The following is a 25,688-nucleotide window of genomic DNA, read 5'->3' as shown; positions in this document are numbered from 1 at the left end:
CAGTAAGCTGCAACCGCCCTCAAAAACGCCCGGGCGAGATTCGCTCGGGCGTTTTTTTTCGTCTCAAGTAAAAGGAAATCGCCCGTATGTTGGACGCCAATCTTAAAGCCCAGTTGAAATCGTACCTGGAACGGGTCACCCAGCCGATCGAGATCATTGCTTCCCTCGACGACGGTGCGAAATCCCAGGAAATGCTCGAACTCCTGAAAGACGTTGCCAGTCTTTCCAGCCAGATTACTTTGTTAGATAACGGTGACGATGCACGTAAGCCATCGTTCTCGATCAATCGCCCGGGTGCCGATATCAGCCTGCGTTTTGCCGGCATCCCGATGGGCCATGAATTCACTTCGTTGGTGTTGGCCTTGCTGCAAGTGGGCGGCCACCCTTCGAAGGCCAGTGTCGAAGTGATCGAACAGATCCGTTCGCTCAAAGGCGAGTTCAGCTTCGAGACCTACTTCTCGCTGTCCTGCCAGAACTGCCCGGACGTGGTCCAGGCGCTGAACCTGATGGCGGTACTGAACCCGAACATCCGCCACGTCGCCATCGACGGCGCGTTGTTCCAGGCCGAAGTCGATGATCGTCAGATCATGGCCGTGCCAAGCATTTACCTCAACGGCGTGAACTTCGGCCAGGGCCGCATGGGCCTGGAAGAAATCCTCGCCAAGATCGACACCAGCGGCATCGAGCGCCAGGCCGAGAAAATCAGCGCCAAGGAAGCCTTTGACGTATTGGTCGTCGGCGGTGGCCCGGCCGGTGCTTCGGCAGCGATCTACGCTGCTCGTAAAGGCATTCGCACCGGTGTGGCGGCTGAGCGCTTTGGTGGGCAGGTGCTCGACACCATGGCCATCGAGAACTTCATCTCCGTGCAGGAAACCGAAGGCCCGAAACTGGCAGTAGCGCTGGAAGAACACGTCAAGCAATACGACGTCGACATCATGAACCTGCAACGCGCCGACAAACTGGTGCCGGGCAAGAACGGTGAGTTGCACGAGATCCACTTCGCCAGTGGCGCGACCCTGAAAGCCAGGACCGTGATCCTCGCGACCGGTGCGCGGTGGCGTGAAATGAACGTCCCGGGCGAGCAGCAATACCGCAACAAAGGCGTGGCGTACTGCCCGCACTGCGACGGTCCGCTGTTCAAAGGCAAGCGCGTGGCGGTGATTGGCGGCGGTAACTCCGGCGTCGAAGCGGCCATCGACCTGGCGGGCATCGTGTCCCACGTCACATTGCTGGAGTTTGACGTACAACTGCGCGCCGACGCGGTCTTGCAGCGCAAGTTGCACAGCCTGCCGAACGTCACTGTGATCACCAGTGCGCAAACCACTGAAGTGTTGGGCGACGGTCAGAAGGTCAATGGCCTGCGTTACAAGGATCGTCAGTCTGACGAGCTGCGTAATGTAGAGCTGGAAGGGATCTTCGTGCAGATCGGTTTGCTGCCCAACACCGATTGGCTCAAAGGCACCATCGAGCTGTCGCCTCGCGGCGAGATCATCGTCGATGCCCGTGGTGAAACGTCGATGCCGGGCGTGTTTGCTGCCGGTGACGTCACCACCGTGCCGTACAAGCAGATCGTGATTGCAGTGGGCGAGGGCGCCAAGGCTTCGCTGAGCGCATTCGATCACCTGATCCGCACCTCCGCGCCGGCTTAAACACCAACGCTGAAACACAAAACCCCATGAGCGATCATGGGGTTTTTGTGTGCGTGATACTGATCGTTCCCACGCTCTGCGTGGCTGAATTCCACGCAGAGCGTGGGAACGATCAGTGGCAGCGAATTTTTTACATCGGTGCCGGTTGGATGATCTCGACCCAGTACGCATCCGGGTCTTTGATAAAGGCCAGGCTCTTCATGCGCCCGTCGTTCAGGCGTTTCTGGAAATCGCAGCCCAGCGCTTCGAAACGTTCGCACGCCGCACGGATGTCCGGCACGGAGATGCAGATATGGCCGAAGCCGCGCGGGTCGGTGTTGCCGTTGTGGTAGGCGAAATCCGCGTCGTTCTCGGTGCCGTGGTTATGGGTCAGTTCGAGAATGCCAGGGATCGATTTCATCCATTCGGTACGGGCGGCGGCGTCGGCCGGAATCTGGTTTTTATCAACCAGCGCCAGGAAATACAGACTGAACTCGGCTTCCGGGAAGTCGCGTTTTTCCACCAGTGAAAAACCCAGGATGCGCGTGTAGAAATCCAGGGACTTGGTGATGTCCTTGACCCGTAGCATGGTGTGGTTGAAGACGAACTTCTGGGTGGCGGTGTCAGGTTGAGCGGTCACGCCGGGGAAAGTGTTCAATTCGTGCAGGCTCATGGGCCCTCCGGAAAATAAGTGGGGCTAACGAATGGCGACAATGATACGCAAGGGCTGGGACATCACCAAACGCTAAGAGTCTGCTATTGCCTGACGGACGGGTGAGGCTCAGACTTTACGGTTCAATCCGTGAGTGCTCATTGCAATGATCCGATTCTGTAAATCGACGTGGGTCCTGATTTTCCTGTTGTCAGGTGTCGCCAGCGCTCAAGCGGATGCACCGGTGGTGACTTGGCCGAAGGGCTGGGAGGTGGAAGCCGTTCCGCAAGATGATGCCAAACCAGGGGTTTCCCGACAGCGCGCGGTGAAAGTCGACCAAGGCGGCACGCCGGTAATGGTGATGGAATTGACCATGACTCAAGTAGAAAGCGGTCATCAGGTCAATCTGGAGGGTGTGCTGCTGGAAATGCGCAAGTCGGTGCAGAAGGACTTCTTTCAAGGCGGCTATCAAAGTGTCTGCAACAAAATTCATCCGGCGACCTTGAGCCGCTTATCGGGATTGGAAACTACCTGCACGATTACGCAGAATGGTCGACATGTGCTGTCGCAAACATTGGTCGCAGCGGTGGATGCCGATAAGGCCTATGTTCTTTCCTACGCGGGGCAGGCCGAGGCTTATAAGGCAAGTGAGGATGAAATTGCGGCGGCTCGTAACAGCTTGAAACTTTAGTTGCGGGTTTGCGTGACTGCAGATTTCAGCGCGATCTGAAATCTTTAGATACCCAAACGGATTAAGCATAAAGTTTAGTCGGCAAGTAGCGAGTTGAACGACTCCCCTCGTTGCATTGAGAGGCCGGCCATAAAAAAAGCCCTGCATTGGCAGGGCTTGTTTATCACCGCGAGCGCTTAGCCTCGCAGCCAGGAATCTACGGTGGCGGCACCGTATTGTTCCTTCCAGGCTTTCAGGCCACGGTGGTTGCCGCCCTTGGTTTCAATCAGCTCACCGGTATGCGGGTTGTGATAAACCTTGACCACACGGGCGCGACGGGTTTTAGGGGCTGCTGCCTGCAGACCGGATTTTGCCGGGTTCGGATCGAGGATGGCGATGATGTCGCGCAGGCTTTTGCCGTAGGTTTTCATCAGCCCCTGGAGCTTTTCTTCGAATTCGATTTCTTTCTTGAGCCCGGCATCATTCTTCAGCGATTCCAGCTGCTTGAGCTGTTCTTGAAGGGCCTTCTCAGCGGCACGAAATTCAGCGAGTCTGGACAAATTCATTACTCCAATAGTGTGTTTGGCTGATACCAACCGCAAACAAAGCTATAAGCCAAGAGCCTTGAAGCGACTCGGTGATAGTGGCTCACCTGCCAATCTTGCGCAGGCATGAAAAATTGTAGTAGTTAATTGGCCAAGAGTAAATCCTGTCTTTTTCTTCATGTAACTACAGTAGTCTTTTGATTCAATTTGGTGCGCTGCTTCGTTTCCTCGTCGCTTAAACCGCAGGTTAATGGTGCCTTAATGCATTAATGAATTCGGCTCCTGGCATCGGTCGACCGAACAAATAACCTTGCAGAAAGTTCACGCCGTGTGCGGCCAGATAGTCACTTTGCTCCTCGGTTTCCACGCCTTCGGCGACGATGCCCAGATCAAGCTTGGCCGACAATTCGATAATGCTGTCCAGAATGTGCCGGGAAAGCGCGTCAACGCCGATCATCGCGACAAAACTCTGATCGATTTTCAGAAAGTCCACATTGAACTGACGCAGATAACCGAGGCTTGAGTGACCTGTGCCAAAGTCATCGATAGCGATCATTACGCCCAAGGTGCGAAGCCGCTCGAACAGCAGGTGCGTAATGGCCGTTGGTTCAATCAGTTCGCGCTCGGTCAATTCCAGCACCAGGTGGATGGCCCCTGGTGCGAAGGCACTGAGAAACTCCCGGCAGTCTTCGACCAGGTCCAAGTCCTTGCAATGACTGGCGGTGATGTTGATGCCAATGTGAAATGGCCCATCGAACGAAGCAGCGGCAGGCGCCAACAGCGCCGCGGTGTGTCGCATCAACGAGCGGGTCATTGGCACGATCAACCCGGAATGCTCGGCAAAAGGAATGAACAGGTCCGGGCGTACCAGGCCTTCCTTCGGGTGATTCCAGCGCATCAACACTTCGGCGCCGGACCAGGTTTTAGTATCGCCATGCACCACGGGCTGAAAGTACGGAACAAACTCACCTGCCTCCAGCGCACGCTGCATTTCATGGCTGGGGGACGACGAGCGTTTTTGCAGGACATGTCCGATTGCGCCCGAGACCACGCCGAAGAAGATCAGCAAACTGAACAGCGGTGGGTACTCGCTGTTCATGTAGCGCCAGGTTTCACCCTCGGGGAAACCGGCTGCGACCGTAAAGCCATAACGCGTGGACGTCAGTTTGCTTTCGGCTACGGGCGGGACGGGAAGGGCGACATCGTGAGCCTTGCCGTCGGCGGATAACCAGTTGGGACCGACTTGCAGCAACAGGATCGTCTTGCGACCAATCATGCGCAGCACGTTGCTCAGGTGATAACCGTCCAGCGTACTTAAAGCTCCCTGTTTTCCTTCGCCCAGTCGATACACCAGTATCGCAGTGTCAGGCGTGACCAGGTTGCCTTTCATCAGTAGCAACCGGCCTTTGGAGTAGTCGCCGGCACTGAGCTTTTCGTGGTAGTCACCGAACAAAGAACTGCAATAAATGCTGTCGTCCCACACCAGATTCGTCGCGCGCACGAATGGACCGCGGGTGACCTGTTCACGCAGGGCCAATTTGACGTCTTTGCAGTTTTGGCCGGCCAGCGGCAGCAGTTCTCGTGCCGCCTGGGCGTTACGGTCGAGCATCAGTTCGAATTGGCGGATGGCTTCTTCGGCCGTCAGCTCGGTGCTCTGCTTGAGCGCACGCTCGGCCTGCATATAGAGAATGACAACCCCCAACAGCACCGGGAGTACCCCGCTCAAAACGGTCACAGCCATTCGTTTGCCGCGTTTGTGGGTCTTGGCGTTTAGTGGCATTCACAAAGCCTGTGACGAAGGGATACGGCTCTCAAATGCAGGGAGGACAACGGCACGCCTCCCAAAAAAGAGTTCAGGTAGTGGGCATGATAGATGGCTGTCGGTACTTATGCCGGTCAACGATAGTCAAGGTTTGTAGCCATTTGGATAAACGCCAGCGTTGCGGGCGACGATTGACGTTGGTCGAGCACTGCCAGGCCCACCTGCCGATTGACGGATGGAGACAGCGGTTTTTTCACGTAGCGGCTGTCGTTGTCGTCGGGCAACGAACCTTCGGCGACCACGGTCACGGCATCGCCTCGGCCTACCGTGTCGAGGGTGCTGAGCAGCTGCGAGCAGCGATAACGGATGTTCGGTGTCAGCCGGGCAGCCGTGAACAGCCGTGAAACCAGCTCCGAAGACCCGGCTTCGGTCAGCACGAACGGGTCGTGACACAAGTCGCTCAAACTCAGGCTGTCGCGACCGGTCAGCGGGTGATCGGAGGGCAACAGCGCGACCATCCGGTCTTCGATCAGCCTGAAGGTATCGAAGCGATCTTCGGGCAGCACCACGAAACCGATATCGATTCGTCGTTCTTCCAGCCACTGGATAATCTGCCGGTCCGGACCTTCGTCGATGTGCACTTCGATACCGGGGTGAGCGGCGCGGTAGTGCGCCAGGATCTGTGGCAGCAGTTTGATCGATGAGGTGGGGCCGAACGAGCCGATGCGCAGGGTGCCGCGCTTCATCCCGCGAGCGTCGGCGGCTTCCTGGCGCAAGGTGTCGGCCAACCCGAGCATGGCCCGGGCGCGCGACAAGAGCTGTAGACCGATGTCGCTCGGCTCGACTTGGGACTGGTGGCGCCGGAACAACTCGACACCCAATTCCTGTTCCAGCGACTTCAAGGCATGCGACACCGCCGATTGGGAGATCCCCAGCCGATTGGCCGCCGCCGTGAACCCGCGCAGTTCGGCGACCAGCGAAAAAATCTCGAGTTGTGTCAGGGTCATGAGTCTTTACTCATTTTACGATGATCATGCATTAGTCGAATGATACGTCATCTTCCCTGACTGAAGTCCTTGCACCTCATGAATGCTTACGCGCAAACAACCTCATCGGATGTGCCGGTTTATTTGAAACTCGCCGCCGTCACCATGATCTGGGGCGGGACGTTCGTGGCTGGCCGGTTTCTCGCGGACAGCCTCAGTCCATTGTTCGCCGCCAGCCTCAGATTCCTCCTGGCCAGCGTGGCATTGCTGCTGTTTTTGCTGCTGGCCCGCGTACCACTGGCGAAGCCGAGCCCCGGGCAGTGGCTGCAACTGGCGCTGCTGGGGTTCTTCGGCATCTTCTTCTACAACCTGTGCTTCTTTTATGGACTGCATTACATCAATGCATCGCGTGCGTCATTGATTGTGGCGCTGAATCCCGCCGTGATCGGACTGGCGTCGTGGCTGCTGTTCAAGGAGCGCTTGAGTCGGGCGAAGGTTATCGGGATCGCGATCTGTATCGCCGGGGCGAGTCTGGTGATCGTCAGTCGCAACCCGCAGTTACTGGTCGACAACGCCGACGCGTGGATCGGTGACCTGCTGATTTTCGGCTGCGTGCTCGGCTGGGGGATTTACTCGCTGTTCTCCAAAGAACTGAACCACTCGCTGGGGCCGGTGCAGACGGTGGCGTATTCGATTCTGCTCGGCACCCTGATGCTGTGGGTGGCAAGTGCGATACGGGGTGAACTGAGTGTCAGCGCGCTCATGAGCCTCGGTCCGCAGCAATGGATGAGCCTGATGTACCTGGGTGTATTGGGCTCGGCGCTGGCCTACATCGGCTATTACGATGGCATTCGCCAAATCGGCGCGACACGTTCGGGGGTGTTCATTGCCCTGAATCCGCTGACGGCGGTGATCCTCGGCGCGTTACTGTTGGGCGAGCAGTTGACGCTGACGATGTGCCTGGGAGGCGGGCTGATTCTCGCGGGGATTTTCCTGTGCAACAAACCCCTTGCGCGAGCAGGGAAAAAGGGGATTTGATACAGAAGGCGGACAAACCTATTTACGCTGTGTAGAATCGGGTTACGCATACAATAATAATCGTCTTCTGCCAGCAGAAGCCTCGCCCGCATCAGCCTTGGGTCGACAATGAAAAGTTTTGGGTTTCAATTGATCTACGGTGACTTCCTCGCCCGCAGCGTGCGGGGCATCTCCTGCGCGCCACCCGCCGGCTTCAGCATTCTTAGCAACTAACGTTCCGTTAATTCTAAAAAATGATGAGGCGCCAAAATGGCAGATTTATACGAAAACCCAATGGGCCTGATGGGCTTTGAGTTCATCGAGTTCGCATCGCCGACCCCGAACACCCTGGAGCCGATCTTCGAGATCATGGGCTTCACCAAGGTCGCGACCCACCGCTCCAAAGACGTGCACCTGTATCGCCAAGGCCAGATCAACCTGATCCTCAACAACGAACCGCACAGCGTTGCTTCGTACTTCGCGGCCGAGCACGGCCCATCGGTGTGCGGCATGGCGTTCCGCGTCAAGGATTCGCAACTGGCCTACAAGCGCGCGCTGGAAATCGGCGCCCAGCCGATCCACATCGAAACCGGGCCGATGGAACTGAACCTGCCGGCGATCAAAGGCATTGGCGGCGCGCCGCTGTACCTGATCGACCGTTTTGGTGAAGGCAGCTCGATCTACGACATCGACTTCGTGTTCATCGAAGGTGTTGACCGCAACCCGGTCGGCGCCGGTCTGAAAATCATCGATCACCTGACCCACAACGTGTATCGCGGTCGCATGGCGTATTGGGCCAACTTCTACGAGAAGCTGTTCAACTTCCGTGAGATCCGTTACTTCGACATCAAGGGCGAATACACCGGCCTGACCTCCAAGGCCATGACCGCGCCGGACGGCATGATCCGCATCCCGCTGAACGAAGAATCGTCCAAGGGCGCCGGGCAGATCGAAGAGTTCCTGATGCAGTTCAATGGTGAGGGCATCCAGCACGTGGCCTTCCTCAGCGATGACCTGATCAAGACCTGGGATCACCTGAAAAGCATCGGCATGCGCTTCATGACCGCGCCACCGGAAACCTACTACGAAATGCTCGAAGGCCGCCTGCCGAACCACGGTGAGCCGGTCGATCAGCTGCAATCGCGTGGGATCCTGCTGGACGGTTCGTCCGAGTCGGGCGACAAGCGTCTGTTGCTGCAGATTTTCTCGGAAACCCTGATGGGGCCGGTGTTCTTCGAATTCATCCAGCGTAAAGGCGACGACGGTTTCGGCGAAGGCAACTTCAAGGCACTGTTCGAATCGATCGAGCGTGATCAGGTTCGCCGCGGTGTACTCGCCACCGATTAAGCCGCTTCACCGTTAAAACTGCAGGAGTGAGCCTGCTCGCGATAGCGTCGTCAAATTCAACATCATTGTTGACTGACAGATAGCTATCGAGGGCAGGCTCACTCCTGCATTTGGTTTTGTGTAGGGCTTAAGGTTTGCGATGCCGAACCAGGTGCTTGAACCCTTCAAACACCAGCACCACCACCGCCAGCCAGATCGGAATATAAGTCAACCATTCCCCGGGCTTGATGCTTTCCCCAAGCAGCAACGCAACGCCCAGCAGCAACACCGGCTCTACATAACTCAACAGCCCGAACAGACTGAACGGCAACAACCGGCTGGCGATGATGTAGACCACCAGCGCCGACGCGCTGATCACTCCGAGTATCGGGATTAGCAGCGACAACCACGGGTGTTGATCAAACACGCCGAAACCCTGTTCGCCACTCTGCACGAACCAGAATGCCACCGGCAGCGTCAACGCCATGTCCAGCCATAAACCGCCAAGGTTGTCGGCGGCCAGGCGCTTGCGCAGGATGAAATACAAGGGATAGCCGATGCAGACCAGCAAGGTTGCCCAGGAAAAACCACCGACCTGATACACCTCGTTGATCACCCCAAGGCAGGCCAGCACCACGGCGATTTTTTGCAGATACGAGAGGCGCTCGCCATAGGCGATCCGCCCGGTCAGGACCATGGTCAGCGGCAACAGAAAATAGCCGAGCGACACATCCAGGCTGTAGCCGTTGAGCGGCGCCCACATGAACAGCCAAAGCTGCACGCCGAGCAGGGCAGAGGAGGCGATCAGGCCGGCGATCAGTTTGCGATTCCCGGCGATACGCCGAAAAATCTCGACCACGCGTTTCCATTCGCCGGAAACCATCATGAACACGGTCATGCACGGCACGGTCAGCAGCATGCGCCAGCCGAAAATCTCCACGCCGCTCAAGGGGGTGAGCAGCGAGGTGTAGTAATACATGACGGCAAACAGCACCGAGGCCGAGACCGATAAAGCGATACCTTTAGACAAACTGCCCTCGCGAGGTTGAACGTGAAACGGGCGCAGAGGATACGTGGTTTTCACGTTCAGTATTGACCAACATCGATCGAGTGCGAGAGCGGCGCTTCGGTCCTAGCTCAGAAGGCGAATCGGCTCACCCGCCGACCACGCTTGAATGTCCTCGATCATTTGCGAAAAGAACTGATGGTAGTTCTGTTGGCTGACGTACCCGACATGCGGCGTTGCCAACACGTTGTCCAGCGTTCTGAACGGATGATTCCCTGGCAATGGCTCAATGTCGAACACATCCAGTGCCGCCCCCGCGAGTCGATTCTTTTGCAAGGCCTTGATCAGCGCAGCCTCATCGACAATCGGTCCGCGGGCGGTGTTGACCAGCAGCGCCGAGGGTTTCATCCAGTCCAGCGCCTGGGCGTCGACCAATCCGCGGCTGCGATCACTGAGCACCAGATGAACCGACAGCACATCGGCCTGCTCGAACAGTTCCTGCTTGCTGACATAGGTCACGCCCACTTCAGCGGCACGTTCGGCCGTGAGGTTTTCGCTCCACGCGATCACCCGCATCCCGAACACCTGACCGAACTGCGCGACCCGTTGGCCGATGCTGCCAAGGCCGAGGATCGCCAGTGTCTTGCCGTGCAAGTCACCGCCCAGGCCTTGCTGCCATTTCCCGGCGCGCAAGGCATTGGCTTCGGCCACGAGATTGCGGGTCGCGGCCATTATCAACGCCCAGGTCAGTTCTGGAGCGGCGTGTTTGTAGCTGTCGGTGCCACTGACCTGGATACCCAGTGCCGCAGCGGCCTTGAGATCCAGCGCAGCATTACGCATACCACCGGTGACCAGCAGCTTGAGTGTCGGCAATTGGCGCAGAAGATCTTCATCGAAGCGGGTGCGTTCGCGCATTACGCAGATCACTTCGAATTTACCCAGACGCTCCGCCAGGGTTGCGTTGTCGGCGGGGTAATCATGGATGAAACTCACCTCGCCGAGGCTGTCCAGCACTGACCAGTCGACCACGTCACGGGCCACGTCCTGCCAATCATCGATCACCGCAATCTGCACCGCCATCAGCCTTACCTCATTAACGCACGGGATTGGTTTTGTTCAGCCAGTCGAGCAATGCCTGGTGGAATTTCGCCGGTTCTTCCATCTGCGGCGCGTGGCCCATGCCGGGGAATTCAACCAGTGTGGACTGCGGAATCAACTTTGCCACTTGCTTGCCGAGCACGTCGTAATGACCGAGCCTGGCCTTGACCTCCGGGGAGGCAATGTCACTGCCGATGGCCGTGGTGTCGGACGTGCCGATCAGCAACAGCGTCGGCATCTTCAGGTCCTTGAACTCGTAGTACACCGGCTGGGTGAAGATCATGTCGTAGATCAACGCCGAGTTCCAGGCCACCTGTGTGTGCCCCGGGCCTTTGTTCAAGCCGGCAAGCATATCGACCCAGCGATCGAATTCAGGCTTCCAGCGGCCACCGTAATAGGTGTTGCGTTCATAGGTGCGGATGCCGTCGGCGCTGAGCTTGAGTTCGCGCTCGTACCACTGATCGACGGTGCGATAGGGCACGCCAAGGGCTTTCCAGTCTTCCAGGCCAATGGGATTGACCAGCGCCAGTTGCTCGACCTGATCGGGGTATTGCAACGCATAGCGTGTGGCGAGCATGCCGCCGGTGGAGTGCCCGAGCACGCTGGACTTCTGGATGCCAAGCGCTTTGAGCAGTTGCTGGGTATTGGTCGCCAGTTGCTGGAATGTGTACTGATAGTTATCCGGTTTACTGGAGGTGCAGAAACCAATCTGGTCCGGCGCAATCACCCGGTAACCGGCTTCGCTCAGGGCTTTGATCGAACTGTCCCAAGTGGCGCCGCAGAAGTTTTTACCATGCATCAACACCACGCTGCGCCCGTTGGCCTTGCCGTGGGCGGCGACGTCCATGTAACCCATCTGCAAGGATTTGCCTTGGGACTCGAACGAGAAGTGCTTGACCGTATACGGGTACTCGAACCCTTGCAGTTCCGGCCCGTATTCCGGGCCTTCGGCGTGAGCCAGAACAGGCAGTGCAGCGGTCAGAAACAGGCCGGGCAGCCAACGGGAGAGGGGAAGGGACATGGGTGAACTCCATAGAAAACCCGCCGATGCTGGATCGGCATGATTAGGGCGACATTAAAGACAGGCAATCGCCGCCGCCGATCGTTCAACCGATCCAGCCGAGCGTGGCCAGGGCCAGCACGCCATAACGAGCACATTTGGCGAGCGTCACGATCAGCAGGAACCGCCCAAGCGGCTCGCGCATGACGCCGGCCACCAACGTCAGCGGGTCACCGATGATTGGCACCCAACTCAGCAGCAATGACCAATGACCATAGCGTTGATAGTGTTTTCGGGCCTGTTCCAGATGGCGCGGGCTGACCGGAAACCAGCGCCGGTCGCGAAACCGCTCGATGCGACAGCCGAGCCACCAATTCACCACCGAACCGAGGACATTACCCAGCGTCGCGACGGCCAGCAGCAACCATAGCCAATACTGTTCGCTGAGCAACAGCCCCACGAGCAGCGCTTCGGACTGCAACGGCAGCAAGGTCGCGGCACCGAACGCCGCGAAGAACAGCCCGATGTAGGCGCCACCCATCAATGGGCCGGGTAGTCCGCCACCACCACATCAGTGCCGTCCTTTTTCAGGCCGATCACTTGATAGGCATCGCTCATGCCGTCCATTTCCATGCCCGGCGAACCCATAGGCATGCCCGGTGCCGCAACACCCAGCAGGTCATTGCGTTTGCTCAAGGCCAGGACTTGATCCGCAGGCACATGGCCTTCGACGAATTTGCCGTTGATCAGGCCGGTGTGGCAGGACGCCAGGCGTGGAGGCACGCCGTGCTGCTGCTTGAATTCGCTCATGTTGGATTCGACGTGGTCTTCAACCTTGAAGCCGTTGGCCTCGAGGTGGCTGATCCATTTTTTGCAGCAGCCGCAGTTGGCGTCACGGTGGACTTCGATCGGGACCAGGTCGGCGGCCTGGGCCATGGAGGAGATAAACAGGGCGCTCAAGGCGACCAGACGCAGGTGGATTCGCATGGGGGATCTCGTCTCGGGTTGCGGCCAAAAAGATGCATTTTGACCATTTTTTGCCGGGAAGAGATACGAGGTTGTTTCGAAGTAATACAGGTACGCCAAGCTGTCGTGGCGAGGGGGCACGCCCCCTCGCCACAAAGATCCTCACCAGACCCAACTCCCCGGCCCCAGGGAGCATGTGTAATTCAGCAGCGATCAACGAACCTTGAACCGCCCCATGATCGAGCTGACACGCGCGTTGGCTTGCAGCAGTTGTTGGGTATTAAGTTCGCTGGCCTGGCCGCTTTTCACCAGCTCATCCACCATGTGACGGATCTGCACCATGCTGCGGTTGATCTCTTCGGTCACCGCGCTTTGCTGCTCGGCGGCGGTGGCGATCTGCGTACTCAGGCTGTTGATGTGGCTGACCGAGCCGGCCATTTCATCCAGGCCCGTGTTGACCCGCGCCGTGGCATCGGCGGCAGACTGGCAACTGGCCTGGGTATTTTCCATCGCGGTTACAGACGAACTCACGCCTTGGGTCAGGCGCTTGAGCATTTCATTGATTTGCGAAGTGCTGGCTTGCGTGCGGGCGGCGAGGGCGCGGACTTCATCGGCGACGACCGCGAAACCGCGACCTTGCTCACCGGCCCGGGCCGCTTCGATCGCGGCGTTGAGCGCCAGTAAGTTGGTCTGCCCGGCAATCGCGCCAATCACCCCGAGGATTTCGGTGATGCGTTGCGCGTCTTCCTGCATGCTTTCGACTTTATGGGTGGCGCTCGCCACCTCGTCGATCAAGGCGATCACGCTGCTGGACGCTTCACCGACCACGACCCGTGAACGATCGGCGTTCTCGTTGGCGCGCTGGGTGAAGGCCGCCGTTTCAGCGGCATTCTGCGCGACGCTTTCGGCGGTCGAACTCATCTCGGTAATCGCCGTGACCGTCTGATCCGTTTCAGACGCATGGCGCACCAGAATCTGACTGGTGTGGGCGGAAGTCCGCTGCAGGTTGTCCAGACTGGAGGCCATGGCACCGGTGGCCTGGGTGACTTCGCCGATCATGTTCTGCAAATAAATGATGAAGGCGTTGACCGAGTGCCCGATGGCGCCCAGTTCGTCTTCGGCGCGGATAGTGATGCGCTTGGTCAGGTCGGCATCGCCCGCGGACAGGGCATCAATGTTGGCTTTGAGGATTTTCATCCGCTGGATCAGTTGGCGAATCGCATAGATCTGCAGCAACACCAGCAGAATCACCATCGGGATTTGCAGCAGGCTCAAGGTACTGAGCACATCGTCACGCTGGGCGGTGATCAGCGAGGTCGGCAGGGCCGTGGCGAGGAACCACGGGGTGCCTTCGATCGGGCGCATGAAGAAGGTGTTGGCTTCACCGTTGTTGTCGAACTCGACCCGCTGCGACTGATCACGGTTTTGCAGGCCGGCCTTCACTTGACTGGCGAACGGCGAGTTGCCGGCCAGTTCACTGATGTTCTTCAGCACGATCGGCCCACTGATCCTCGAGCTGTTGCTGATGATCTTGCCGTCAGCTTCGACGATCAGCATTTCGGCGCCGAGGTCTTTTTCCTTGCGGGCGATCAAGTCATTGAAGAAGCCCAGCGTCACGTCGATAGTCGAGACGCCATACGCCGCGCCATTTTTCTGAATGGCCATGGCGCAGTTGGTCCGTGGCTCGGCGCTGGCGTCATCTTTATAGGCCGCGGCCCAGGCGCATTGGCCGCGCGGGGTTTGCATGCCGCCCTTGTACCAGGTCTGGTCGTAATAGTTGGGAGCGGCGTCACTGTTCCAGAACGTATTGACCGCCAGCTTGCCCGAGGCGTCGCGGTGCCAGAAGGTGCTGAACTTGTTACGCCCGGCCTCACGCTGGCCGGGTAACGGCCAGATACCGCCTCCGAACACTTTCAACTCGCCGTATTGATCGACCAGGCCTGGCAGCACCGTGTCGATGGCGGCGCTGTCGAGCAACGGAATGGTCTGGGTGATGCTGCGCTGTTGCGCCTGAACCTTGTTCAGTTCGCCCTGGATTTGCTCGGCCACTTCGGCGATGCGGTTGAGGGCCACCTGTTCTTCGGTGTGACGAAGCTTGGGGGCGACCAACTGGCTGATGCCGACCACCGTGAGGACGAATAACAGAAGGATGAACAGGACCAGAAACAGCGTGTAACGAGCCTGGATGGTGCGGAATGCGGGCATGGGACCGGTCCTTGTGCAGCGTTCTTATTGTGGTTTTCGGAATGAAAATCGGCGCTTCGAAGAGCTATCGGCTTGCAAGGGACGAGCTTTAGGTACGAGCGTGCTAGAAAGGGGCAGGGTGACGAGCGGTCAAGGGCCGGACAGTGTCGATGTTGATACAAATAAACTAACCAAGACGTACAAGAGGCTGATTAGTTGGCTAGACCTCTTTTGAAAAGAATGTGTAGACCAATGAAACAAGGCGCTTGGTGCTTTGTATCTAACATGTACAAAAATTGTAAAAACTGGAAAAAAGTTGTTGGTATGGCTAGTTGCCAGGCCGATACTCGGCGGCTCTAAAACTGGACTTAACAAGGAATTTTTTATGGTCACGCAGTCGGGAGTTCATTCATGACTATCGGCTACACAGGGGCCTGGACTCCCAAGGCAGGGTTGCTGGTTCAGGATACGGGCGGGGGCAAACCTGTCACCCACAGCGCCAGGGTCAAGCAGATGCTGGCACTGGTGGGGACCAATCCAAACGCGCTGAACACGGCGAAAATGGATGAGCAGAAAATCCATCGGAACGTGAAAGGCTTTGACCCGGAAAATGTCTCCGCCAAACAGCTGGGCAATCTCAGCGCCTTTTTGCGAGGCAAGGGATTGATTTCCGATATCACGTCGATGACGTTGATGAACGCCGGTGACAAATTCGACCGGTTTGGTATTCAGAAAGACCCGGATGCAAAATTCAATGCGCTGGAGTATTTCGCTACGCAACTGGACACCATCCAGAACAACAGCATCAAGGGCGACAGATACGCCGCCGGCCTGATTCCGGAATACAAGACGGCGATTTATGTGCTGCAGAACCTGCAGGCTTACGGCAAGGGCAACGGTACAACGGTGCCTGCTACCGACGGTGGCGTCAGATCCAAGGCTTGATGCTCGCAGTGCCGGCCCACTCAGACCGAATGGGCCTGGCGTTGGTTACCGATCAAGTAATTTCATGACTTCCTCTGGATAGCGCAAGCCTGCGGTGGCATTGGCCGGGAAAATCGCTTCCAGGGCATGCAAGTCGTGGTCGCTGAGTTTCACCTCCAGTGCGCCAACGTTTTCTTCAAGGTATTTACGCTGTTTGGTCCCGGGAATCGGGATCAGGTAGTCACCTTGCGCCAGCACCCAGGCCAGCGCCAATTGGCCCGCCGTCACCCCTTTGTCGGCTGCCAAGGCTTGTACCTGCTGCACCAGCAACAGGTTTTTCGCGAAATTTTCCCCTTCAAAGCGCGGGCTGAAGCGCCGGTAATCGTCGGCGGCAAAGTCATCCGGGCTTTTCAGTGCCCCCGTCAGAAAGCCACGACCCAATGGGCTGTAAGGGACGAACGCAATGCCCAGACGCTGGCACGCAGCCAGGCAACCGTTCTCTTCCTGGTCACGGCTCCACAGCGAATACTCACTTTGCAGGGCGCTGATCGGATGAACCTTGTGTGCCCGTTCCAGCGTGGCCACTGACGCCTCACTCAAGCCCAGATAACGCACCTTGCCGACTTTGACCAACTCGGCCATGGCGCCGACGGTTTCCTCAATGGCCACCTGCGGATCGATCCGGTGCTGGTAGTACAAATCCAGGGTTTCAACGCCCAGTCGTTTGAGCGTGCCGTCGATAGACGTGCGAATGTAGTCCGGTCGGCCGTTGACGCCCCGGGCGCCGGGATTGGACGGATCGCGGACAATGCCGAACTTGCTGGCCAGGAACACCTGCTCGCGTTTGCCGACGATGGCCTTGCCGATCAACTCTTCGTTGGTGTGCGGGCCGTACATGTCTGCGGTGTCGAGCAGGTTGATCCCCAGCTCCAGCGCCCGATGTAGGGTGGCGGTGGCTTCACGGGTATCGACACCGGTCGTATAGAAATCGGTCATGCCCATGCAGCCCAAACCGATGGCAGAAACCTGTGGGCCGTTTTTGCCCAATTGACGTGTTTGCATGAAATGAACTCCCTGTGGTGTAAGCCTCCAGTGTTGACCTCGACAGAAACAAGATAAACCGGCTACAACTGCTATCACTGTTCGCAATTTCTAAATAATCAACCGGATCGCCTGACAATGGACCGTTTTAACGCCATGCGCGTGTTCACCCGAATCGTCGAGCTGGGCGGCTTTGCCAAAGCCGCGGACAGCCTGCAATTGCCCCGCGCGTCGGTGACCATCCTGATCAAGCAACTTGAGGCTCACCTTGGCGTGCAACTGCTGCAACGGACCACGCGGCAGATCAGCCTGACCCTCGACGGCGCAGCCTATTACCCCCGTTGCGTGCGGTTGCTGGCCGATCTGGAGGAAACCGAAGCGGTGTTTTCCGCCGCCCACCACAACCCCAAAGGCCTGCTGCGAGTGGACATGCCGTCCGGGATCGGGCGCCTGATCGTGATTCCGGCATTGCCGCAGTTCACCCGCCGCTATCCGTTGATCGAACTGGAAATCGGTTTGAATGACCGACCTGTCGACCTGATTCGTGAAGGCGTTGATTGTGTGCTGCGCGGCGGGGCGGCGCTGGATGAGTCACTGGTGGCGCGGCCGCTGGTCATGCTCGACCAGATCACCTGCGCCAGCGCCGAGTACCTGGCGCGCCATGGAACCCCGCACAATCTGGCTGACCTTGAGGGCCATCAGATGGTGGAGTATTTCTCCGGCACCACCGGCAAGCGGTTCGGGCTGGAATTCATGGTCGATGATCAACTCCGGTTGATTGACCTGCCCAAGCACGTGTCGGTCAACAGTGCCGACGGGTACCTGGCTGCTTGTGAGGCGGGTTACGGACTGATCCAGACGCCGTACTACCATGTCGCCCGCCAATTGAAGGAAGGGCGTTTGTGCGAAGTATTGAACGCGACGCCGCCCCCCGGCATGCCGTTGACGGCGCTCTATCCTCCACACCGCCAGTTGTCCCGGCGGGTGAGGGTGTTTGTCGACTGGCTGGTGGAGCTTTGCGCGCAGCCGGGCAATGAGTTTTACCGAAAAGACTCAAGCGGCTGAGCGAGCGCTGCCCAGTGCTTCGGTGTTTTGCTGCAAATCGTCGTGCAACTGTTGCATGTAGGGGCAATGCAGATTGAGGGACCGAGGCCGCGCCCCTCGATGAAAGAGGGCAAACCATCCATGACTGCCGGGAGCGGGCATCAACCCGGTAAACGAGAAGCCAAGCGTCGTCAAACTGCGCAAGTCTTCGGCGAAGTGTCGCGACAGCGCAAGTCGGGTCGAGATCATCCAGTGACCGGGCAATTGCCGGATCTGGTCGAGCAGACGTTTGGTCAGACGGTGAATGACCATGTCGAAGCGGTGATGGTGCTGCTTGATCTGCAAGGGTATCGAAGGTTGTGGGGGCATTTCTGGATGGGTTCCGAACAGCGAACTCAGGTGCTGCATAAACCCCCGGTAGCGTTCGGGCCAGGGAATGTCGGGAAGAGGACGCGCCTGCCCTTCGACCACGTGGCAGCCCATCACAATGGTTTCCGGGTGCGGTTCGGCGAAGGGCGAAGGAACGTAGTCGGGCAGCACTCCCGTGCTGTGGAAACCGATGTTTGCGGCCATGCGTTGCGTGTACGGATGGTGGGTCACTTGCTTGATCAGGACGCTCTTAAAACCCAGTGCCCCGGCCTGCAACAGTAACTCCCGGCCCAGACGTGTCGCGATACTTTGCCCCTGCGCCGCGGGATGCACCACGCTGAGAGCCAGTTCCGCGCTCTGCGGGGACGATGCGTGGCATAACGCGGCATGCCCCAGAACGCGTACATCATCCACCGCCAGCATCGATTTCCAGCGACCCTCGGCGGTGTGCTGGCTGATCATGTGCGGCAGGTAAACATCCGGTTGAACGTAATGATCGCCATATACCTCGCGAAACAACTGGCTCACGGCGCGGGCGTCGGAAGGGCGGTAGCGTCGAAAAATCAGATGAGACATCACGCAGTCTCCAGCGATGGCGCGTCATAGGGGCGCAAATCCAGGACCCGCATCTGTTTGCCGGAACGAGGGTGAAGCTTCAGGTCGGTGACGTTGCAGGACAGCACTCGCAACTCCAGCAGCCCTTCGCGATTCAGATGATCGAGCGCGGGGTAATGGGCCATAAGCGCTTCATACAATGCCAGGCATCGTGGGGCGGTGGCCACGGCGTTTGCGTCAGGCACCCATGTCACACTGACGATGTCCTTGTAGCCGTCATGTTCGATGCGCAATTGCCATTGGTCGGTGCCAGCAACGCGCTGGACGATCTGTCGCATTTCGTCGATCAACAACGACGCCGACCCCACACGAACCCGCTGACTATGGGCGCTACGCCCCTTGAGGGCGAATTTGCGCATCGGGGTGTTGGCGGGCTCACGCCAGCAGGCACGGTCGCCTACCGGATAACGCAGCAGCGGCATGAGTTGGCGGGTCAGGTTGGTCACCAGCAATAATCCGGTGTGGTCGCATTGTTCAATGACTTCACCGGTCAGTTCGTCGACGATTTCCAGCAGGGTCTGGGGTTCAAATACCCGATGCTCGCCCAAGGCGCAGTCGCGGCTTGTCGCGCCGATCAGGCCCGCATCGACACTGGCGTAGCCGATTGAGGCGATGCGCACATTGGGAAATACCTGGGTGAGGATGGCCAATTGCGGGCCGAACAGGCTTTCGCCGCCGTACAGCAACGTATCAACCCCACACAGCACCCGCTGATGCTGATTCAGGTACGCGGCGAATTTCAACAACTGCGCCGGCACACCCACCAGCACGTTGATCCGGTGCTGATCCAGCGCATCCGCCAGGACATCCATGCTGACTTCGCCGGTGAACGGAAACTCACAGATGGACCTTTTGACGTGCGCCAGCGAGTCGTGGATGAACAGAAAACTGGCGTAGAGATCGCCGGAAAAGAACAGGTTGGCGACCCTGTCACCGTCCTTCAGTTGAGAGGAAACACTGTTTCCAAACGTACTGACCAAGGCTTGCCACTCGCGGGTCGAGTAAACCGTCAGTTTGCCCTGACTGGTGGATCCGCCGGTTTTAAACACCAGCGCGTCTTCGATGTTGCCGGTCAGCACAGGCCAATGATTCAGGTCGTTACTGTCAGCCCAATAGTCGGCCACATTGGTCAGCGGCAGGTCTTTTAAAGTAATACCTTCTGCCGGTAAGTGTTGCAGGTGTTTGCGATAGAAGTTTGAGTGTTGCCTTATATAAGGCAAGAGTTGTTCAAGCGAATAAGTTGTTTTCACTGGGTTCTCTTTTTTTTATCAGGCGTTGTGAGATTAAAAGACAAACGAGATGTTTAATGTCTGTTGTCGATAACCAACGGTGTTTTTCCGCTGTGTTTGTTTTTGGTGAATTCGGATTCAGCACACTCGTGAACTTCTATCGTGATCAGCGCGGCATTCACGGCATTGGTCAGTGCGGCGTGGGTCAATAACTTTTCATACGCCTTTTCGGCCTCCAGGTTCACTAAAACCTTCAGCCGCTCGCTGCCATCGCAGGCGTGGTCCAGCACAAGTTGAACGGGCAGGCCGAGGCTGTCCTGCAGCGCCGACGGTGAAATGAATTCCGTGCCCATCCGTATCAGCTTGCCGTGGCGCTGCAGCAATTCGAATCGCGGTGAGTCGAGCCCGCAAGGGCAGGCTCCGGATATCCAGCGACCGGTGTCCCCCACGTCATACCGGCGCACGGCCTGGCCTTGCCGGGCCCGAGAGGTGAACAGCAGCCGGCCGATCTCATCGGCTTGCACCGGAGAATCGTGTTCGAGATGCACGATTTCCAGATGCTGGGTATCGCACATCAAATGAAAGACGCCGTCTGCCGTTGCCGAGCAGGCATGCCCCAGCGGACCGGCATCGACCGAGCCATAAATCGCGGAGCGAATCGTCGAGACTCCGCAGCTTTCCATCAGGCGCAGGCTGGCCTGGCCAGGGTGCTCGCCGCCGAGGAACACTTTGCTGATGCCCGAGTACGCGCGAAGCTGGCTTTGTTCGTTGAAAAACAAGCGATGTAACGTACTCGGCATGCCGATCAGCACGGTGATGCGATGATCCACGATCATTCGGGCCATTTCGCTGAAGTCATCATCGTGCGGCGCCCCCATGGGGAAATGTGTAACGCCCATCAATTCCAGAACCTTGGTGAAGCTGGAGAATCCCCCATACAGGCTCCCGCCGTAAAACAGGTTCATCACCCGATCCGTTGACGGGTCGAGACCGGCGGCGAACAGGCCGTCTGCCGCCGCGCGCATCTGCCGTTGAAAGTCCTGATAGCTGAACCCGGCCAGGGCTGGCGTGCCGCTGCTGCCCCCAGAGCGGAAAAACAGCTGGGCCATGGCGTTGATCGGCTGGGTCATGAATGTGTTTTTGTCCATGATCGGCTCATGACGTGTATCCGCAGCGGTTGGCAGCGCGTCGAGTGTTGCCCGGCCAGGCACGGCCTCAGGCGACAGACTCACCGAGAGGCGGCGACTGAAGCGCGACAGCGCGTAGACGCCGTCATGGGGTTCCCCAGGGTAGCCGTCATGAATCAGCCCGCACGGGGCAATACGCGTAACGCCGGCATTGACCAGCGAGCGCACCAACCCGGGCGTCTGCACCGCAGAACACATCAGCCCGCAGCTTTGCAGGACGGTGCGCCAAGGCAATAGCGTCTCGGCGATCAAGTGTTGCGGCACCGGTTTGAGCAGCAGTGTACGAAACAGCGGCGAGGGCGCGAGCGTCTGATGGTGATCCCAGATGACCCTCCATCCCGGGCCGGTCCAGACCTGACCAGTCTGCTGCGCAAAGCAGTGTTCCAGCCTCGCCATCGCGGTACGGGTGGTGACTTCCGAAGCCTCCTGGTCAGTAGGAACCAGCGCCGGCCAATGTGAGGAACGACGTGTAAAGGCTTTGGCCAGACGTTCACCCAGGTCCAGCAAAACCGCCGGATCGTTGCTGTCTACCAGCAGCCATTGCGGGCTGGAGCAAGCTTGCTGATCCAGACTGCACACTTCATCCACCAGCGCGTCCAGCGCCGAATCGCTCGCCGCCTCGGGCGACAGATAAGCGAAGCTGATCCTGTGGCCCCAATCGATCCAGCGACACCCGGCCGGGATCTGCTGACGAATCGCTTTTAGCGCGTTTTCACCACCCCAGGCGGCGACGCCATCGGCGCGGGTGCAGAGTTGCGCTATCTGAGCCGTGCTGACCGGCAGCACCGCGATGAAATCAGCCAACTGGCCACTGGTGTCGCAATGCACCAGCGCGGCGAGTAACCGGGCGGTCAATCCTTGATCGCTGGAGCTGGGGCGCAGCCAGTTGATGTTGCCGGCCAACAGGCTTTCCAGGACCGCGCAGAATGCCAGCATCGGCGCATTGCCCGGCGTGATGTGCACCACCAGCCCCAGCGGATGCCAGCTTTCAAAACAGGCTTGCCGGTAATCAATACGCCGTAACGAACGCGGTTGCACACCCAACTCACGTTCAAGTTTGGTGGTGAGGTGGCTGCGTTGGCAGAAGTCGACAAGCCCCAATCGTTGATCGTTGTCGAGGGGCACATCCAGTCGGCCAGCTTGCAATTGCAGGGCAAATCGAGCCGCTGCGTCGATGACGGTGTCGCTGTCGATCGGTGCATTCAACCGCTGTGGCAATTGTGGATGCAGTTGCTCGAGGGCTGTCTCGAGGGTGATATCGTCCCGCAGTTCACCATTGATCAAGTACATGTCAGGCTCCTTCAATCAGTTCAGACGCGGCCATTGCGCAGCTTCGGCTGGCGGTCGTTCCGGCGCGTCCGTGCAGTTCAAACCAGTCGGTCTGCAAGCCGCATCCGCAGCTGGCACCAGAGTGCAGCGTCGCCAGGTCGCCCATGACAACGGCGTGCGCGGGGCTGGACGAAATGTACGGCGACACGAACTCCAACAAGCCGCGCTGACCGTAGGGTTGAACAGTGAAACTGGTTGGGTTGCGCACGAAGACCTTCGAATAAACCGGCACATGGAAATGCTGCCGAGCACACTGGATGTAGGGCACGGCATGCTCGACAGCGCCGTAACCGTCCCGGCAGCGGGACAGGTCGATGCCCAATTGGCGGTGGATGCGTTGATACAACTGCGACAAAGGAATTTCCTGTGCGGCCTGGGTTTTCCAACCCCCCCCGAGAAACACCAGGGACTCGGCCGGTAGCTTCAGATCCGAGACGCCGGTGTCTTCCATGTGCTGCAACGCGTGGGAGAGGAACGCCGGGAAGCCGAGAATGCGCACCGGCAATCCTTCTTCGGCGAATTCCTGCAAGGCGCGGATCACCCCAAAAACATCGAACGCGTGACCGTTGCCCGTCAGGCGCAATCCATAAGCGATGCGGTTGACCGGCGCATAGCTGCACAGAAACTGGTCGGTGTACGCAGTGCCCAAGGTGATCGCAGCCTTGGGTTCATAGCTCAGCAGCAAGTAGTTGCAGGGACTGTCCGGAGTGTCCCAGCCGTAATGGCGAAAAATGTGGCTCACCATGCCCTGGGCGGCCGCCATGCTGCGCTGGTCATAGCGCAGGCGACTTTTCTGGCCGCTGGTACCGGACGATGTCAGCTCCAGCGCGCCTTCGCCCGTAGGGCCGAACAACAGGTGACGTTTGAAATAGTGAGCGAAAATCGGCGGTAGTCTTGACCAGTCATCCAGTGTCGCCAGGTCTTGAGCGACCAGCCCGTTGCTGTTGAGCCAGCGCTCATAGCCAGGCGTGTGGTGACAATGAAACAGGCTGATTTCCCCCATGGCCCGGTCGAACAGGCCTTCAGGCACGGAATCCAGGCAATAGGGTTGCGTTAACGCGCAAAGCGCATCGGTGTGGGGTAAATGGATCATCAAAGGACCTTTCGGGTGGAGTCAGGCAGCAAGCGGGAGGTGAGAACGCCGCAGAAAAAGGCGCAAGGGCAGCAGGCACATGAGCCCTGCAATAGCCGCCATCAGGGCGAAGGATTCGTGGTTTTCACCGGCACCGGCCGCCGCAATCAGCGAGCCGCCGCCGCCCATGACGGCGATCGAGATCATGCCGATCATGGCCGAGACCAGGCCTTTGCTGTCGTCGCTTGAAAACAGCGCGAGCCGGTACAGGGCGGCGTTGCTCATGCCAAGGCCTATGGCGTAAACGGCCAGGGCGCTGATGAGCAAAGGCGTAGACGCCCCGTAGAAACTGCTGGCGAGCAAGGTGAGGAGTCCGCCGCAAAACGGCCACAACGCGTATCGAATCAGTTGCGGCAATTCAGTGTCGGCGATCAATCGATTGAGTATCAGGTTGCCGAGAATGACGGCCGCAAACACCGGGATCTGCCACAGGCCGTACTGCAAGGGTGAAAGTCCCTGATTGTGAATCAGCAGGAGCGGAGCCAGCCCGATCCACGCAATCAAGGGCAGGCTCATGACCCCCAGCGCGACCGAGGCGCTGAGGAATCGCGGGTTGCCGAGCAACGCGGCATAACGGCGCACGGTGCCGCGCCATTCGAACGGCACCGCCGCCAGTCGCTGACCGTCATGACGCGAGGTACCCACGGTTTCCGGCATGAACAGGTAAAGCCCGAGCCAGACCAACAGGCCGCCGATACCCAGCAGTAAAAACAGCTGCCGCCAGGACAACCACTCCAGCAGCAGGCTACCGAGCAACGGCCCCAGCAGCGGAGAGAGCAATGCAACGTTGCCCAGCAACGCCATGATTTTTACCGCGTCGGCTTCGCAGAAAACTTCTTGCAAGGCTGGATAGCTGACCGCGATGACAAATCCCAGCCCCATGCCCTGAATCACCCGCAAGCCGTTGAACGCATAAATGCTGTGCACGCTGAACGCGGCGGCACAGGACAGGGCGAATAAACCGCAACCGATGAGCAACATCGGTCGGCGACCGAACTGATCCGACAGCGGACCAATAAGCCATTGCAGAAGAATGCCGCCCGCCAGATAAAGATTGAAGGCGTAGGGGACATGTCTCCCGCTGGCATTCAGATCATGAGTGACGGTCAACATGGCGGGCATGATCATGTCGCTGGCCATATACGTCAGAAGTTCAAAAAAAGTAATGGCAAGGCAAAAGCCGAACACCTGATAGGGGCTAATATTTATGAGCGGTTTGTGCATGGCATCCCTGTTCTTCTTCGTGAAGTTAAATAGTGGGTCTTATTGCGATGCGCCAAGATTAATCAAGCGGGTATGAATACCTCAAACGGACTATTAAGACTGAAAGCTTCAATAGTTTTCGCCAGGTTTCGATGGGGGGAGGGCAGTAAAAAAAGAAGGGAAAGTGTATGTACGAAAAATGCCCGCAACGGGGCGGGCATTGGTTCAGCAATCACGGAATATCCACTTTTCTTACAAGCGGGTGTTCAATTACTTACGCGTCATACGTTATCGATGCTGGTAATAACCCGGTCCACCGCGATCGTAATGGTGGTCGCCGTGCCGGCCACCGTGGGGGAAAACGATGCAGCCGCTCAGCATCAGCAGCGCGAGCAGGGGAATCAGCCGTGTGATTCGACGGAACATTTGAAAATCCTCATGGTTATCGCCGTAATAAAGCCAAATCTCTTCATCGGCTGTAACATGAGACCCCGTTTGCAGCGTCCCATTCCTGCACAAAGGTAGGGGCTTGGCATGCTTTCGGATACATACCGGACACATTTTTCAGGTTCAGGAATTCGCAATGACTCAGTCGCAACGTTTGAAATACTCGATTCTGATCTCCCTGGTGGTGTTGGGGATCATGTTCGGCCTTTCGTATCTGCAAAACGCAGGCGTCATCAGTGAGAAGCTGTTTCAGTACATCGCCATCGGCGTCGCGGTGATCGTGGTGGTGGTCAATGGTGTGATGCGTCGCAAGGTCAAGCCTTGAGCG

At 58.2% G+C, this 25,688-nt stretch carries 23 protein-coding genes and 2 pseudogenes; 7 read left to right on the top strand and 18 right to left on the bottom strand.

What is annotated here, in order from left to right; all coding sequences use genetic code 11:
- Nucleotides 1–86: 86 nt before the first annotated feature.
- Nucleotides 87–1,649, top strand: coding sequence for an alkyl hydroperoxide reductase subunit F (gene ahpF, locus JIO00_RS15740; protein WP_010460705.1), 1,563 nt, complete (start codon nucleotides 87–89; stop codon nucleotides 1,647–1,649).
- Between the two features lie 130 nt (nucleotides 1,650–1,779).
- On the opposite strand, the gene gloA is transcribed toward ahpF, so the two are convergent.
- Nucleotides 1,780–2,301 (bottom strand): lactoylglutathione lyase, encoded by a 522-nt coding sequence (gene gloA, locus JIO00_RS15735; protein ID WP_010460703.1) that lies wholly within the window; start codon nucleotides 2,299–2,301, stop codon nucleotides 1,780–1,782.
- 145 nt (nucleotides 2,302–2,446) lie between these two features.
- Between gloA and JIO00_RS15730 the strand changes: the two genes are divergently transcribed.
- On the top strand, nucleotides 2,447–2,971 hold the full coding sequence (locus JIO00_RS15730; protein WP_077747746.1) for a DUF4946 domain-containing protein: 525 nt from the start codon (nucleotides 2,447–2,449) through the stop codon (nucleotides 2,969–2,971).
- A 176-nt stretch (nucleotides 2,972–3,147) separates the two neighbouring features.
- Here JIO00_RS15730 and JIO00_RS15725 read toward each other — a convergent pair whose 3' ends face one another.
- The 3 genes from JIO00_RS15725 to JIO00_RS15715 form a co-directional block, all read right to left on the bottom strand.
- The gene (locus tag JIO00_RS15725) at nucleotides 3,148–3,510 is read right to left on the bottom strand and encodes a histone-like nucleoid-structuring protein, MvaT/MvaU family (RefSeq protein WP_077747869.1); all 363 of its coding nucleotides are present in this window, start codon (nucleotides 3,508–3,510) and stop codon (nucleotides 3,148–3,150) included.
- 232 nt (nucleotides 3,511–3,742) lie between these two features.
- Nucleotides 3,743–5,275, bottom strand: a complete 1,533-nt coding sequence (locus tag JIO00_RS15720; protein ID WP_200666236.1) for an EAL domain-containing protein — start codon at nucleotides 5,273–5,275, stop codon at nucleotides 3,743–3,745.
- Between the two features lie 116 nt (nucleotides 5,276–5,391).
- The gene (locus tag JIO00_RS15715; protein WP_010460697.1) at nucleotides 5,392–6,264 is read right to left on the bottom strand and encodes a LysR family transcriptional regulator; all 873 of its coding nucleotides are present in this window, start codon (nucleotides 6,262–6,264) and stop codon (nucleotides 5,392–5,394) included.
- Between the two features lie 78 nt (nucleotides 6,265–6,342).
- Here JIO00_RS15715 and JIO00_RS15710 point away from each other — a divergent pair, with 78 nt between their 5' ends.
- Together JIO00_RS15710 and hppD are read left to right on the top strand one after the other, a co-directional pair.
- Complete coding sequence (locus JIO00_RS15710; protein WP_154912163.1) at nucleotides 6,343–7,281, top strand: DMT family transporter; 939 nt, start codon at nucleotides 6,343–6,345, stop codon at nucleotides 7,279–7,281.
- A gap of 249 nt (nucleotides 7,282–7,530) precedes the next feature.
- On the top strand, nucleotides 7,531–8,607 hold the full coding sequence (hppD, locus tag JIO00_RS15705; protein ID WP_010460695.1) for a 4-hydroxyphenylpyruvate dioxygenase: 1,077 nt from the start codon (nucleotides 7,531–7,533) through the stop codon (nucleotides 8,605–8,607).
- Nucleotides 8,608–8,734: 127 nt separating this feature from the next.
- On the opposite strand, the gene rarD is transcribed toward hppD, so the two are convergent.
- From rarD to JIO00_RS30170, 7 genes and pseudogenes are all read right to left on the bottom strand, one after another.
- Nucleotides 8,735–9,616, bottom strand: a complete 882-nt coding sequence (gene rarD / locus JIO00_RS15700; protein WP_010460694.1) for an EamA family transporter RarD — start codon at nucleotides 9,614–9,616, stop codon at nucleotides 8,735–8,737.
- 102 nt (nucleotides 9,617–9,718) lie between these two features.
- Nucleotides 9,719–10,672 carry a D-2-hydroxyacid dehydrogenase family protein gene (locus JIO00_RS15695; protein WP_200666234.1) on the bottom strand — a complete coding sequence of 318 codons (954 nt, stop codon included), beginning with the start codon at nucleotides 10,670–10,672 and terminating at the stop codon, nucleotides 9,719–9,721.
- A 13-nt stretch (nucleotides 10,673–10,685) separates the two neighbouring features.
- Entirely contained in the window at nucleotides 10,686–11,711 is a 1,026-nt protein-coding gene (locus JIO00_RS15690; protein WP_083376640.1) for an alpha/beta fold hydrolase, read from the bottom strand.
- A gap of 85 nt (nucleotides 11,712–11,796) precedes the next feature.
- Nucleotides 11,797–12,231: a YqaA family protein gene (locus JIO00_RS15685; RefSeq protein WP_200666232.1), complete on the bottom strand. Its 435-nt coding sequence runs from the start codon at nucleotides 12,229–12,231 to the stop codon at nucleotides 11,797–11,799.
- Nucleotides 12,231–12,677, bottom strand: a complete 447-nt coding sequence (locus JIO00_RS15680) for a DUF411 domain-containing protein (RefSeq protein WP_010460685.1) — start codon at nucleotides 12,675–12,677, stop codon at nucleotides 12,231–12,233. The genes JIO00_RS15685 and JIO00_RS15680 overlap by 1 nt, the downstream gene beginning before the upstream one ends.
- A 192-nt stretch (nucleotides 12,678–12,869) precedes the next feature.
- Nucleotides 12,870–13,394 (bottom strand): annotated as a pseudogene (locus JIO00_RS30175) (methyl-accepting chemotaxis protein); the annotation flags it as partial.
- A 387-nt stretch (nucleotides 13,395–13,781) separates the two neighbouring features.
- A pseudogene (locus JIO00_RS30170) lies at nucleotides 13,782–14,861 on the bottom strand (cache domain-containing protein); the annotation flags it as partial.
- Between the two features lie 390 nt (nucleotides 14,862–15,251).
- Here JIO00_RS30170 and JIO00_RS15670 point away from each other — a divergent pair.
- Entirely contained in the window at nucleotides 15,252–15,785 is a 534-nt protein-coding gene (locus tag JIO00_RS15670; protein WP_010460681.1) for a hypothetical protein, read from the top strand.
- A 45-nt stretch (nucleotides 15,786–15,830) separates the two neighbouring features.
- Here JIO00_RS15670 and JIO00_RS15665 read toward each other — a convergent pair whose 3' ends face one another.
- Nucleotides 15,831–16,826, bottom strand: a complete 996-nt coding sequence (locus JIO00_RS15665) for an aldo/keto reductase (RefSeq protein WP_077747752.1) — start codon at nucleotides 16,824–16,826, stop codon at nucleotides 15,831–15,833.
- Between the two features lie 117 nt (nucleotides 16,827–16,943).
- On the opposite strand from JIO00_RS15665, the gene JIO00_RS15660 reads away from it, so the two are divergent.
- Complete coding sequence (locus JIO00_RS15660; RefSeq protein WP_200666231.1) at nucleotides 16,944–17,870, top strand: LysR family transcriptional regulator; 927 nt, start codon at nucleotides 16,944–16,946, stop codon at nucleotides 17,868–17,870.
- On the opposite strand, the gene JIO00_RS15655 is transcribed toward JIO00_RS15660, so the two are convergent.
- The 6 genes from JIO00_RS15655 to JIO00_RS15630 all read right to left on the bottom strand — a co-directional run bounded on the left by JIO00_RS15655 (nucleotide 17,859) and on the right by JIO00_RS15630 (nucleotide 25,339).
- Nucleotides 17,859–18,794: a GNAT family N-acetyltransferase gene (locus JIO00_RS15655; protein ID WP_200666229.1), complete on the bottom strand. Its 936-nt coding sequence runs from the start codon at nucleotides 18,792–18,794 to the stop codon at nucleotides 17,859–17,861. The genes JIO00_RS15660 and JIO00_RS15655 overlap by 12 nt on opposite strands.
- On the bottom strand, nucleotides 18,794–20,083 hold the full coding sequence (locus JIO00_RS15650) for an AMP-binding protein (protein ID WP_083376644.1): 1,290 nt from the start codon (nucleotides 20,081–20,083) through the stop codon (nucleotides 18,794–18,796). The genes JIO00_RS15655 and JIO00_RS15650 overlap by 1 nt, the downstream gene beginning before the upstream one ends.
- A gap of 53 nt (nucleotides 20,084–20,136) precedes the next feature.
- Entirely contained in the window at nucleotides 20,137–22,539 is a 2,403-nt protein-coding gene (locus tag JIO00_RS15645; protein ID WP_200666227.1) for an aldehyde dehydrogenase family protein, read from the bottom strand.
- Between the two features lies 1 nt (nucleotide 22,540).
- Nucleotides 22,541–23,671, bottom strand: coding sequence for a LuxE/PaaK family acyltransferase (locus tag JIO00_RS15640; protein ID WP_200666225.1), 1,131 nt, complete (start codon nucleotides 23,669–23,671; stop codon nucleotides 22,541–22,543).
- Nucleotides 23,672–23,692: 21 nt separating this feature from the next.
- Nucleotides 23,693–24,934, bottom strand: coding sequence for an MFS transporter (locus tag JIO00_RS15635; protein WP_200666223.1), 1,242 nt, complete (start codon nucleotides 24,932–24,934; stop codon nucleotides 23,693–23,695).
- A 267-nt stretch (nucleotides 24,935–25,201) separates the two neighbouring features.
- Entirely contained in the window at nucleotides 25,202–25,339 is a 138-nt protein-coding gene (locus JIO00_RS15630) for a hypothetical protein (RefSeq protein WP_010460667.1), read from the bottom strand.
- A 157-nt stretch (nucleotides 25,340–25,496) separates the two neighbouring features.
- Between JIO00_RS15630 and JIO00_RS15625 the strand changes: the two genes are divergently transcribed.
- Nucleotides 25,497–25,685, top strand: a complete 189-nt coding sequence (locus JIO00_RS15625; protein ID WP_010460665.1) for a hypothetical protein — start codon at nucleotides 25,497–25,499, stop codon at nucleotides 25,683–25,685.
- Nucleotides 25,686–25,688: the final 3 nt, after the last annotated feature.

The sequence above is a fragment of the Pseudomonas sp. SW-3 genome (assembly GCF_016615645.1).
Taxonomy (GTDB): Bacteria; Pseudomonadota; Gammaproteobacteria; order Pseudomonadales; family Pseudomonadaceae; genus Aquipseudomonas; species Aquipseudomonas mandelii.
This window is presented reverse-complemented; position numbering and strand designations above follow the sequence as displayed.